Annotated in this window: 10 protein-coding genes; 6 read left to right on the top strand and 4 right to left on the bottom strand. The window is 41.2% G+C overall.

Annotation, left to right across the window (positions count from 1 at the left end):
* Positions 1 to 50 precede the first annotated feature (50 nt).
* Both dgt and AOG26_RS14890 read left to right on the top strand, forming a co-directional pair.
* Positions 51 to 1508, top strand: coding sequence for a dGTPase (dgt, locus tag AOG26_RS14895; RefSeq protein ID WP_054563229.1), 1458 nt, complete (start codon positions 51 to 53; stop codon positions 1506 to 1508).
* A 109-nt stretch (positions 1509 to 1617) separates the two neighbouring features.
* A complete protein-coding gene (locus AOG26_RS14890; RefSeq protein WP_054563228.1) occupies positions 1618 to 4194 on the top strand; it encodes a hypothetical protein in 2577 nt (858 codons plus the stop codon).
* 995 nt (positions 4195 to 5189) lie between these two features.
* Here the strand turns inward: AOG26_RS14890 and AOG26_RS14885 are convergent.
* The 3 genes from AOG26_RS14885 to AOG26_RS14875 form a co-directional block, all read right to left on the bottom strand.
* Positions 5190 to 5882 (bottom strand): hypothetical protein, encoded by a 693-nt coding sequence (locus tag AOG26_RS14885; RefSeq protein WP_150114732.1) that lies wholly within the window; start codon positions 5880 to 5882, stop codon positions 5190 to 5192.
* A 348-nt stretch (positions 5883 to 6230) separates the two neighbouring features.
* Positions 6231 to 6512 carry a putative quinol monooxygenase gene (locus tag AOG26_RS14880; protein WP_054563226.1) on the bottom strand — a complete coding sequence of 94 codons (282 nt, stop codon included), beginning with the start codon at positions 6510 to 6512 and terminating at the stop codon, positions 6231 to 6233.
* Complete coding sequence (locus AOG26_RS14875; RefSeq protein WP_054563225.1) at positions 6509 to 6730, bottom strand: DUF2798 domain-containing protein; 222 nt, start codon at positions 6728 to 6730, stop codon at positions 6509 to 6511. Before AOG26_RS14875 ends, AOG26_RS14880 begins: the two co-directional genes overlap by 4 nt.
* Before the next feature lie 81 nt (positions 6731 to 6811).
* On the opposite strand from AOG26_RS14875, the gene AOG26_RS14870 reads away from it, so the two are divergent.
* Positions 6812 to 7666, top strand: a complete 855-nt coding sequence (locus AOG26_RS14870) for a LysR family transcriptional regulator (RefSeq protein ID WP_054563224.1) — start codon at positions 6812 to 6814, stop codon at positions 7664 to 7666.
* 74 nt (positions 7667 to 7740) lie between these two features.
* Here AOG26_RS14870 and AOG26_RS14865 read toward each other — a convergent pair whose 3' ends face one another.
* Positions 7741 to 8466, bottom strand: coding sequence for a hypothetical protein (locus AOG26_RS14865; RefSeq protein WP_152966975.1), 726 nt, complete (start codon positions 8464 to 8466; stop codon positions 7741 to 7743).
* 235 nt (positions 8467 to 8701) lie between these two features.
* Between AOG26_RS14865 and AOG26_RS14860 the strand changes: the two genes are divergently transcribed.
* The 3 genes from AOG26_RS14860 (at position 8702) to AOG26_RS14855 (ending at position 12257) form a co-directional block, all read left to right on the top strand.
* Entirely contained in the window at positions 8702 to 9727 is a 1026-nt protein-coding gene (locus AOG26_RS14860; protein ID WP_082401698.1) for a nuclease-related domain-containing protein, read from the top strand.
* A gap of 329 nt (positions 9728 to 10056) precedes the next feature.
* On the top strand, positions 10057 to 10209 hold the full coding sequence (locus tag AOG26_RS20875; protein ID WP_200907871.1) for a hypothetical protein: 153 nt from the start codon (positions 10057 to 10059) through the stop codon (positions 10207 to 10209).
* An 8-nt stretch (positions 10210 to 10217) separates the two neighbouring features.
* Positions 10218 to 12257 (top strand): DNA phosphorothioation-associated putative methyltransferase, encoded by a 2040-nt coding sequence (locus AOG26_RS14855; protein WP_054563222.1) that lies wholly within the window; start codon positions 10218 to 10220, stop codon positions 12255 to 12257.
* Positions 12258 to 12320 lie beyond the last annotated feature (63 nt).

The following is a 12320-nucleotide window of genomic DNA, read 5'->3' as shown; positions in this document are numbered from 1 at the left end:
TTGCTAACAAAACGCAAAAGCCCGATTTTACCGCTTTGTGGGAATGAAAAATGATCGATTTTGGTAAAAAAATTACTCCAGCGCGCGAAATGCGTTCTACCAATAATTTACACACGGCGCTTGAAAGTGATCGGGGCCGCATTATTAACAGTGCAGCAATTCGCCGTTTGCAGCAAAAAACCCAAGTTTTTCCACTCGAACGTAATGCTGCAGTGCGCTCAAGGCTTACCCACTCTCTTGAAGTACAACAAGTGGGTAGGTTTATTGTGCAAACCATTTTTAATAAGCTCAGTGATGCAAAACAAAAAGAATATGGCTTAGCTGGGCTTGAGCGGCCGCTAGAAAGCCTAGTAGAAATGGCGTGCCTAATGCACGACATAGGCAACCCACCGTTTGGTCACTTTGGCGAAGCAGCCATCAACCAATGGTTTGATAAACACTTAGACGCACTGACTCCTGAGCGCTGTAAAGGCATTGGTATTAGTGTGATCTTTAAACACCTTGCCCAAGACATAAAAAGTTTTGAAGGTAATGCTCAAGGAATTCGCATAATTCATTCATTACTTTCTCTAAACTTAACCTACAGCCAAAGTGCCGGAATTTTAAAATATACACGCCCGGCCAGCATGGCGAAAATAGACAGCCCGCAAGATAAAAACTACTTGATGAAAAAAGTGGGTTACTACTTCAGCGAAAAGCCGTTTATTGAAGCGCTGCAAACTGAACTCGAAATTGAGCAATACTGCCGTCATCCTGCTAGCTACATTATGGAAGCAGCTGACGATATATCGTATTGTTTGGCCGATATTGAAGATGCCGTAGAAAAAGGCATTATTAGTGTTGAGTCGCTTTGCGAAAAGTTAAAAGAGCAATACACCCGCACACTCACGAACCTAACCATAGACGATACCAAACACAGCGACTTTGCCGAAAAAGCCATTGATTATGCGTTAAGTAAAGCACAAGAGCAGCCGTACAATTTTAATAGCGAATTTTTTATCTACCTGCGCGTGACCTTGCTACACCCATTAGTAAGCTACGCAGCAGAGCGGTTTATTAATAATATTGAAGCCATTTACCACGGTGATTTTAATCAGGCTTTATTAGAAGATCGAAGTCACTTGCATGCCGTCACGCTCACTTTAAAACAAGTGGCATTAAAGCATGTATTTTGCCACAAAGAAGTAGAGCGTTTAGAGCTACAGGGTTACCGTATAATTAGCGGTTTACTTGACTGCTATAAACCTTTACTAGCCCTTGATGCTGATGCTTTTAAACGCGTGTTAAAAGGCGACCAAAACTACTTAATTGAAACTCGACTTGTTAAAAAACTATCTAATAAACATTTAAATAGCTACCAAAAAGCCATTGATGCCCTAAAAGCCGAACCGGATCATTTTGCCGCTTACGAGTTCTATTATCGCTGCCGCTTAATTCAAGATTACATAAGCGGAATGACTGACCAATTTGCTTACGACGAATACCGTGCGCTCATGGTAATTGATTAACCACTACGAATACGCTTAATTTGTTAACCAAATGTGGATAAATTACTCGTCTCAGCTTAGAATTAATTAACTGTTAGGTCATCGACTAAACCTTACTGGTCCAGAACTTATGCCAATTATAAAAACAACTTTTCTCTTATTACTCCTAAGCTTAAGCTTTACGAGTAAAGCGCAGTACAACGAAGCCATGTGTATTTTGTTAAAACAGCAAATGCATGAGTACCGCTTTAACACCAGCAATAAAAACTATCGCTCAGCTGCCAGAAACTATGAGAAAAACTGCAAAAATCCAACGCCAGTAAACAATGCAGCTGCTTTCGAAAAACTAGAACAACAAACGAAAGAAACAGCCCCAGTTAATTCAACTGCAGCGGCTAACCCTAGGGTGCACTCAGGCGCTATTCAAGCAGAACCTGAAGAAACTACGGCACCTATTGCAGAGCAAACCGTTGAACCTATCGAACAGCAAATGCCAGCAATTGAGCCAGAAGTTCAAGAACCAGAGCTTTCCGAACAAACAAGTGCCTCAGCAGAACAAACCGAAATACCAGCAAAAGTTGACCGTATTACGATTTCTGATGCTCCTGAAGAACCTGTAGTAGAATCAACTACTAGCTCTGCTATTCAAGATCAAGCCGCTGAAGTGAAAACCCAAAGTGCTGAGACTGCAACGGCTGAAAAACCAGCTGAACCTGAAGTAAAAGCAGAACCGGCACCAAAACCTGCGCCAACACCTGCACCTATGCCAGAACCTATTCCTGCAAACAGCGATAGCTCTTCAAGCTCATTATTAATGCCAAGCTTAATTGTGTTGTTGGTATTACTTGTTGCAGGTTTAGTGATTGTGCGTATTCGTCAAAGCAAAAAAGCAGACGCCGATTCAGAACTTGAACAAAGCTTAATGCAAGCTAAAGCCCTTAAAGCAGCTGCAGAAGCACAAGCAGCTGCTGAAAAAGAAGCTGAAGAACTCAAAGAAGCAACAGCCGCAGTGCTGGCCGAAGAACAAGAGCACCCTCATGAAGACAGCTACCCGCTTGCCAACGATACATTTACAGCAACCGAAACAGATAATAATGACGAGCTTTCTGAGCTTATGCACTTTAGTGCTCAGCGTGATAAAGAAGAACAAGAGTCTGAAACTTCACCTGAACAACCACCAGCAGAAGACTTTGCTGATGCCCATCAATTCGAAGATCTTGAACTAGGTTACGACGAGAAAAACGTAAGTGACGCTGATGACGACTTTTTGGATGAGCAGCGCGGCCTAGAGCAAGAGCTAAAATTAGCAAGCCTAGAAGGTTCATCGTATAGCATCAACGAGGAAGCTGAGCCGCAAGCTGATGACGTTCAGCAAGACGAGCCTGAAACACAGCCGGAATCAGAAGAACCGAGTTATACTGCTTCGTCATCATTTGGCTTTGACGAGTACACAACCAAAGAGCCTATTGAAGACGAGCCTCTTACACCTGAGCCATTTGCAGAGCCTAAATCCGAGGCCCCTGAAGTAACTGAACTTGATGACTTTGAAAAGCCAGTATTAGAAGAGCCAAGCTTTACGAGTTCGTCATCGTTTGGCTTTGATGAATACTCAACTAAAGAGCCTATTGCCGACGATGAACCAGTATTAGCCGAGATAGAAGAACTCGAAAAGCCGGAAATCGATGAACTAGAGAAGCCAGAAATTGAAGAACCAAGCTTTACTGCATCTTCATCTTTCGGTTTTGATGAGTATTCAACAAAAGAGCCTGTTACCGACGATGAACCAGTGTTAGCCGAGATAGAAGAACTCGAAAAGCCGGAAATCGATGAGCTGGAGAAACCAGAAATTGAGGAGCCAAGCTTTACGAGTTCGTCATCGTTTGGCTTTGATGAATACTCAACTAAAGAACCTATTGCCGACGATGAACCAGTATTAGCTGAGATAGAAGAACTCGAAAAGCCGGAAATCGATGAGTTTGAGAAACCAGAATTTGAAGAGCCAAGCTTTACGAGTTCGTCATCGTTTGGCTTTGATGAATACTCAACTAAAGAACCTATTGCCGACGATGAACCAGTATTAGCTGAGATAGAAGAACTCGAAAAGCCGGAAATCGATGAGTTTGAGAAACCAGAATTTGAAGAGCCAAGCTTTACTGCATCTTCATCTTTCGGTTTTGATGAGTATTCTACAAAAGAGCCGATTACTGACGAAGAACCGTCTAAAGATGAAGTGCCCGAATATGACTTATCATCATTTATGGGTGATGATTTATCGTTTGCTGATCATTTTAATGAAGATGAGCACACAGTCACTGCGCCAAACCCAGCAGAAGAACACGACGACATTAACGATGATGATTTAGCTAAAGCCTTACAAGCACTTGAACAAGAACTACAAGATGAACCAGCTTCCGTTAACGTAGAAGAGCCGTCACAGCCAGCGGTAGAAACTGTTGATTTGTCTGACGAACTGAGTAACGACGATAAGCTTGAAGAAACGCCTGAAGAAAAAAGTGAAGAAGCCGACAAAGAGCCAGAGCAACAAGATGATAAGCCGTATAATCCATTTGCAAACTTATCACTTGATCCAACCTGGGACCCAAATTCTGACGAAAAACCTGTGATAGAAAGTAAAACCAAACAGCCAAAATCACAAGCCTTAATTGACGCAGAAGAACGCGCCAAACAGTTTAAAACGGATGAGTGATTAAGTTACGAGGTACGAGTTTCGAGATTCGAGATTCGAGATGCGAGACTGCAGCAGCGATTTTACATCGCGTCCTAACGCCTAAATCCCAGCGCCTATGTTTCCCCCGTAGGACTGGCTTTAGCCGGGAAATGTTTTAAGTTAGCGAGTCTCAAGTTACGGGGGAAAGGTGCGAGATGCGAGGTGCGAGATTCGAGTCTGTAGCAGCGATTTTACATCGCGTCCTAGCGCCTAGAACCCAGATCCTAGCGCCTATGTTTCCCCGTAGGCGTGAAACTTGTTTCGCGCGTCTGAGAGCTGAAGGCTGACAGCTCTCATTTATGTTTGATTCGGCACTAAAGTACCTCCTACAAGGTTCAAATGCAGAGAAGAACGCACAACCTAACCAACCCCACAGTTCGACTGATATCTAACATCTGACCTCTAACGACTAAAGCAGCGATTTTACATCGCGTCCTAGCGCCTAGAACCCAGATCCTAGCGCCTATGTTTCATTCGTAGGCGTGAAACTTGTTTCGCGCGTCTGAGAGCTGAAGGCTGAAAGCTCTCATTTATGTTTGATTCGGCACTAAAGTACCTCCTACAAGGTTCAAATGCAGAGAAGAACGCACGACCTAACCAACCCCACAGTTCGACTGATATCTAACATCTGACCTCTAACGACTAAAGCAGCGATTTTACATCGCGTCCTAGCGCCTATGTTTCCCCGTAGGCGTGAAACTTGTTTCGCGCGTCTGAGAGCTGAAGGCTGACAGCTCTTATTTATGTTTGATTCGGCACTAAAGTACCTCCTACAAGGTTCAAATGCAGAGAAGAACGCACGACCTAACCAACCCCACAGTTCGACTGATATCTAACATCTGACCTCTAACGACTAAAGCAGCGATTTTACATCGCGTCCTAGCGCCTAGTTCCTAGCACCTAGCTCCTTTCTAACTTCCCCCTCGCATCTCGTACCTCGAAACTCGCTAACTTTCCCCTCGCTAACTAAATGCTCACTTCACCACTGGCCGAGGGCGCATTAACCAATGGAAAATAAATATCAAACCAAAGAACACCGATACAGCTAAAGCACACAACACAATGATGTTGGTTGGTAAGAACGAATCTGTGCTGTAGCTGTAGCGCTTTAATTCTTGCTCGGCGCTTAATTTAGCTCGTTCGGCTTTGCTAGGTAAAACAAACTCATGAAACGAATCTGTTGGTTTTGCTTCTGTACGGGCAAGTTGCGCACTTTTTTGCTGCCATAACATATCAAATTGCTGAAACTGAATTTGTTTATTTTCAAGACACGACTCAAGGTTTTGCAACTGTAACGAACGAGCAGCACAACGTGGCGGCATAACATAAAAGCGGTCCCATGCAGCTTGCTTACTGATGTAGGCTTGCTCAGTTAATGGCTTTGCCAAGGTGTTTTCAAGCTCAGTAATATCAGGGTTATACAAAGACGACTTTAGCTCAGCAATTTGATCTTCACTAAAGCAAGTTTCAGATATTCGCGCCGACAAGCTTTGAATGCGCTGCTTATAGGCTTCAATTTTGTCGAGAAGATTGGTTTTACGCAGGGCTATTTGTAGCTCTATACGTTCGGCTTGCATGCTTTGACATGCATCTGAAGGAGCGCTTTGCTGCGCCCAAACAAAAGCGGGCAACAACAAGGCTGTTGTCATTAAAATCCGTTTAATCATTAATTTACGTCACTGTAAAGGTTAGGGGTACAGATTATCAGTTTCTAATAAAACTGCAACAAATCTGCGGCAAATTCATCTAAAAGAATGACAAATTACCTGCCTAACAATTTTACATAGCGAACGAGTAATAATCATGAAGGGCTTAAGGTTAATTATTTCCACTATCAAACTGCTGATCGCTCTTTTATGTTTCATTCGGCACTAAAGTACCTCCTACAATACCTCCTACAAGGTTGTTATTACAGAGAAGAACACTCGACCTTAACAACCCCACAGATCGACTTTCCCCTAGTACCTAGCCCCTAGAGCCTAGCTCCTTTCCCCTCGCATCTCGCTAACTTTTTCTCAACACACCTCCACCTTCTCTACCTCAACCGGCTCCGCCAACGCATTTTCATAAAATGCGAACACCGCTTTGGTATAGGGCTGAGCATAATGCTCATCAAGGGCGGCTTGCGATGCAAACTGCTCAACTAAAAACAAACAACGCTGTTCTTTACTCGCAAACAATTCAAAACGATTACAACCAGGCTCTGCACGAGTGACTGCTAATATGCTCTGTAAATGCCCTTTACAGTCGTCAAATAATGCCGCCTTTGGGGTAATTTTTGCCACGATATTAATCATACTGACTCCTTACTATATAACTTTAAAACCAATGCCCGAATAGGCGGGGCAACCGTAAAAGCCACCACAAACGCAGCAGGCCACGCATTAGCAAACGCCTTCATCCAACTTAGAAAAAATGTATCGCTTAGCCCTAAGTTGACATAAGTGACCCATGCCGAAAGTAAAAACGACATTAAAAACGAAAATGCCGCAGTAAAAGTAAAATGAATTTTCATATGTCCTCCTTGGCGTTACTATATTTGCACAGGCCAAGTGGCAACAGTCACGAAAATGCAAACTAAGATTGAGGGAGTCGTATGCTGGATGATCTGCATTTATTTATTGAAATAGCGCGCCATAAAAGCATGAGCCAAACAGCAAAAGATTTAGGACTGAATCTATCGACCCTATCAAGGCGCATTCAGGCGTTAGAAGAAAAACTCGCTGAGCCATTACTGCAACGTACAGCCCGAGGCATTGTGTTAACCGCCAAAGGTGAATCACTGTATAACGAATTAGGCGAGCAAGTGCTTGCTCTTAACAGCCAGCTTGAGCAACTAAATGACTCAACCGCCGCAAAAGAGTTTTACCTGTTGTGCCCACAAAACATCATTGCAGGCCCACTGATGGGGGCAGTTAATCAGTTTGCGATGGCAAACCCTGCGCTAAACCTCCACATTTACCCAAGTAATGCCAACAGCCAACTAAGCCAAAAACGTTTTGACTTAGCCATTCGCATCGGCGAACAACAAGACTCAAGTTATTTCCAAAAGCGCCTAGGCATGATCGCAATTAAGCTGATTAAAAAGAAAGATGCCCCAACATCAAGGCTGATACTGCCCTATTCAGAGTCACAACTACCCAGCGGTTTACTTAACAAACTAAAAACCGAGTATGAACATATAAGCTTTTGCTTTGATATTACAATCGCCAGAAAAATGGTTGAAGCAGGCTATGGCATTGGCTTGCTACCCATGAGCGAAATTTGCTGTATAGACGACACCAGCAACTTTAGTTATATCGACTCCCCCCACAGTATTCCCGCAAGGCCAATTTACACTCTCTGGCCACATTCACGCACACCATCAGCGAATGCCCAATTGTTGATAGAACAACTCCAAACCAGTATTGCAGACTCACCGAGCTTGCAAGGAGAAATATTAGCGCTTTAGTTGCAATTTTCTCGCTTCTCGCTTCTCGCTTCTCGCTTCTCGTCATCGTAGGTCCGGCTTTAGCCCGTGAAACATCAATCTTTAAACCAACGATAAAGACCAAACACAAAAAACATGGCTGCAATGCCAGCCAAGGCTAATTGCCAAATTTTAAGGTCATTCAACTTTGTTAATTGCGGACCAACAGTCTCATTTAAAGGAGTTGAAGCTTGTTTAACGGGTGCTTCGGTTATCTGGCTCTTTATTGCAACTTGGCTTGTGACTTTGTTTGTATTTATTTCTGTAATGGTCGGCTTTACAGTAATAACAATATCTTTATAGTCTACTTTTCCTTTACCGCTCCAAGCTGATTCAAATAGCGCCTTTTGCTCAGCTTTATTTTCACTACACCATACAAAATCAGCTTGCTGAATATTTTTCGCTCTACAACGATCTGGTAATTGATAAAATTGCCCCCAAGCATGGCGTTTTTTATCGTCATTATATGAGTTTGAATACACCGTAGAGTTATGTACTTTGGTGTTTAAAAGTGCTGTAGGGTTCGAGCGATACGTATAATTACCGCCATTACCAGAGCTTCTTTTTGGGTGTTTGCAGTGTCTCGCAAGCAGCGTAAAAAGCTCATCTAAACGCTGATTCCAACGTTCACCTTGCCTAGCCGTATAGCTACGATTCATTCTTTTACGAATGCTCTCACGCTCAGCTTCAATACTATCGCAGCGACTTTTTGAATATTGCTCTTCAGCAACCGTGTTGAAACTCGCAAGCAAAGTAGCGAGTAATAAAATCCATTTATTCATAACATTACATCTGTGTAATTTGGTAGGCCACATTGTACCAAATTCAGGGCGAGGAAAAAGTGACCTTTTAACTATTTATTTAGTTATGTCGCGTTGTTGCGGTAATCAAAGAGAAATAAACATCAAGCTATGAAATGCATTTAATTTCATTACCTAAAATCCATCATTAAGTTTAATATTTAAATTTTGCATTTCGATGGTACCCTATACGAATACATGACAGAACGGACTTCTCATGATTTTAAAAGATAAAACACCTTCAATTTCACCATCAATCAAGATTAAAGCTGGGGACAAGCAAGAGCTAGATGTCGCATTTTATTTGCGCCGAGCATTTAAAGATCACTCACAAGTGTTCGTATTTAATGATGTTAAATTTAAGCAAAATAACGAATCAGCACAGATAGACCACTTAATTGTTTATACATATGGGTTTATTTTAATCGAATCAAAAAGCATAACAGGCGAAGTTGCCATAAATGAGCATCAGGAATGGAGCCGTAGTTATCGAGGAAAATGGCAAGGAATGCCATCACCAATAAAGCAAGTTGAACTCCAACAAGCCTTATTAAAGAATTTAATGACGAGTAACGCAGAGCAGTTACTTCCCAAAATATTTGGCAAATTACAGCAGAACTTTGGGGGACGAGAATGGCACAGTATCTGCGCAATTTCGAGTAATGCCATAATCAATCGAGATAGCATGCCAAAGTCACTTGAAGATCGATTAATTAAATCTGAATTTTTAGCTGATAAGCTTTTAGAGATAATGAAGTTACCAGCATCCCCCCCTAACCCACTGCACTTTTTTTCAACTAACGTGCGCCCATGGTTTAGTGGGGAAAGCCTATCTAAGATTTGTCAGTTTCTTTTAGCTCAAAATATTAAATCAACCGAGCAGCCAGTAAACGACGAGTCACCCGTAAGCCTTAATGAACCCGAATCAGTTTACAAAAGTGAAGTTAAAGAAGAGGTTTTATTAAGTGCTGAGGAACCTAAAGTCATACACTTAAAGTGTAAAAATTGTAGTAATGAACACACTCTTGAAGCCCGTTCAGGGCGATATGGATACTATGTCAATTGCTCAAACTGTAATACGAATACTCCGATGAAAGCACCGTGTATTAAATGTAATGATCAAAATACGAAAGTTAGTAAGCGTAAAGATACTTACTCATTGATTTGTGATGGCTGTGGTAATAAAGCGCTAATAAAATTTGATAATAATGTCGCGTTAGCGACGGCAACCAAAGAGAAGTAAACGCCGACTTCTCTTTGGAATCTCTCGGTGCCCCGAGGTTCACACTGTTCCCTCAATTTGAATTAATTAAATGAACGTAAACAGCGTAGATAGGCACAACTTACACATTCCTGTACGCACCCCAGTTCGGATATCCATATCCTCTCGTTCAAAGCTTCGCTTCTCACCCGTGGCCAAGATACGCTTTTTACAGCATCCATGCTGTTAATTACTCATAATTAATTCAATTTTGGGTGTGAACACGGGGAAAATCAACATCCTCTTAAGGCTAAATTTGTCGATGTACAAAGAGTTATGTATATTAATTTTAACTTAGCTGAGAAATTAAAATGACAGAACAAAATCCAAAAGGTGTTTGGCTTAGCAGCAAAGAAGCGATGAAGCACCTTAAAATAAGTGCTTGTGAATTAATGCACCGTCGTGAGCGAGGTTTGCTTAAGTTTGAAAAACGCGGTCGCGCTTATTTTTATTATGTTGAATAAATAACCCTATGGACTTTCCAGAATACAAGCAATTAATTAAAAGCCTAAAGCATGGGAAGTCTTTACCTACCGCTGTTTATCTTCATAAATCTTGTATCGCAGAATGCTTGCCAGAGGCCCTATCAGCATTAATAAATACAACAATAAAAACGTTAGAGGTTGATGCTGATTGGAATCTAATAAAGCTCTATAAACGTGATTTTAAATTTACCCTGCTCGAGTACCCAAGTTTTGATCAATGCTCATACCCAGAGCTTCTAAAAAGCCACACAATAGACATTTACGAAAACACGGTAAAAACGACAGATTACAGTAGCTCTGCCAACCCACCAATATTACATCGTAAAGAAACATTCGTTTTACCTAACTACCCTAATTACAAGCTCTTTGAAGAATTAACGAAAGAAGGTGAGCAAATAGGCCTTTATCAAAACACCAAAAGTATTGGCTTCAAAAAGCAATGGCAAAACTTAATAAAACGCAAAGGCTACAAGTTAGATGAAAATGGCAGACTTCATCAAGTAGCTAAAATAGTTGAATCAAAAAACCCCGAACAGCCACAACAAATACAGCGACACCTAACAGCTATAAACAGAGACAGATTATCAGCACCATTCCAAAAGCTTGCAAAGTATGGCTACTTAAATGGTGACTATTCAATACTCGATTACGGTTGCGGGTTAGGTGACGATGCGACCGAGCTTGAAGCTCATGGACTAAACATAAATGCCTGGGATCCTGTTCATCGCCCTAATGCAACTAAAACACCGTGCGATATTGTTAATCTTGGCTTTGTACTTAATGTTATTGAAGATCAAACAGAGCGACAAGATACTCTAAAAGCCGCATATCAATATACAAATAAATTGTTACTTGTTTCTGTCATGCTTGCTAACGAAGCTAAGCAAGAGCATTTTAAGCCATATAAAGATGGTGTAATTACTAGCCGTAATACGTTTCAAAAATACTTTAGCCAAGCGCAAATACGCTGCTACATAGAGCAAGTTCTAAAAGTAAAAACAACTCCATTTGGGCAAGGTATCATTGCTGTTTTTAAATCTGCAGAACTTGAAGAAGCACACCATCTTGAGCTGCAATTTAAAAATTATAACTGGCAGCACATTACACAACGCCCAACACCTAAGGTTGTAAATAAAGCTGAGCAAAAATCGTTATTTGAAAAGCATCAAGACTTATTAGCTGACTTTTGGCAATACTGCTTACACTTAGGCAGAGTGCCTGCAAATGATGAATTTGAACAAAGCCTCGCAATTAGGCAAATATTTACCAGCCATAATAAGGCATTTCAGTTTTTACAAGGCTATTACGACCAGTCCGAATTCAATCAAGCAAAAACCAAAAGGCATGACGATTTACTTGTGTATTTTGCCCTTAGTCTGTTTGGCAAACGCAAAGCTAAAAGCCATATGCCAGCAAAGCTTACCCGCGATATAAAAATACACTTCGAAAGCTATAATCATGCACTCGAAGAAGCTAAGTCACTGTTATTTTCAATTTCTGAGCCTGCCAATATTGGTAATGCATGTTATCAAGCATATGAAAATATAAAACTTGGCGAACTGCACGACAATCACTCTTACATTTTGTCTACCCGTTTTTTAAACCAGCTCCCTGCTATTTTACGTGTTTACATTGGCTCTGCAGCGCAGCTTTATGGCGACATAGACGACATTGATTTAGTAAAAATACATATGCGTTCTGGGAAAGTGACCTTTTTAAAATACGATGACTTTAGTAAAAAGCTGCCACTGCTTATTGAGCGAGTAAAAGTAAAATTACTCGAACAAGATATAGACTACTTTTTCTATGGCGATGATTACCCAAATCAACCCATGTACAACAAAATTGATTATTTACAAAAAGGCAGTAGTGAATACAAAAGCCAGCAAAACTTCGATAAGAAACTAGCAACCATGCTCAAAGGAGTCGAAAAATCAGAGTGGCCAAACTGGCCAATACTGCAAAAGGTGTTTGAGTATTGGAAGATAGAATTAAAAGGAGATCGTTTTATAAAACTAAAACATTAAAATCCTATCAAAGTTTATTTAATTTGATAAAATAACCTCTTTGAAAGCAAGTTTTATGTAGAA

It is taken from the genome of Pseudoalteromonas sp. UCD-33C (assembly GCF_001306895.1).
GTDB lineage: Bacteria > Pseudomonadota > Gammaproteobacteria > Enterobacterales > Alteromonadaceae > Pseudoalteromonas.
This window is presented reverse-complemented; position numbering and strand designations above follow the sequence as displayed.

Bases quoted from the DNA above. Each gene is read 5' to 3' on its own strand.
- dgt (WP_054563229.1), top strand. From the start codon at position 51: ATGATCGATTTTGGTAAAAAAATTACTCCAGCGCGCGAAATGCGTTCT.
- AOG26_RS14890 (WP_054563228.1), top strand. From the start codon at position 1,618: ATGCCAATTATAAAAACAACTTTTCTCTTATTACTCCTAAGCTTAAGC.
- AOG26_RS14885 (WP_150114732.1), bottom strand. From the start codon at position 5,882: ATGATTAAACGGATTTTAATGACAACAGCCTTGTTGTTGCCCGCTTTT.
- AOG26_RS14880 (WP_054563226.1), bottom strand. From the start codon at position 6,512: ATGATTAATATCGTGGCAAAAATTACCCCAAAGGCGGCATTATTTGAC.
- AOG26_RS14875 (WP_054563225.1), bottom strand. From the start codon at position 6,730: ATGAAAATTCATTTTACTTTTACTGCGGCATTTTCGTTTTTAATGTCG.
- AOG26_RS14870 (WP_054563224.1), top strand. From the start codon at position 6,812: ATGCTGGATGATCTGCATTTATTTATTGAAATAGCGCGCCATAAAAGC.
- AOG26_RS14865 (WP_152966975.1), bottom strand. From the start codon at position 8,466: ATGAATAAATGGATTTTATTACTCGCTACTTTGCTTGCGAGTTTCAAC.
- AOG26_RS14860 (WP_082401698.1), top strand. From the start codon at position 8,702: ATGATTTTAAAAGATAAAACACCTTCAATTTCACCATCAATCAAGATT.
- AOG26_RS20875 (WP_200907871.1), top strand. From the start codon at position 10,057: ATGACAGAACAAAATCCAAAAGGTGTTTGGCTTAGCAGCAAAGAAGCG.
- AOG26_RS14855 (WP_054563222.1), top strand. From the start codon at position 10,218: ATGGACTTTCCAGAATACAAGCAATTAATTAAAAGCCTAAAGCATGGG.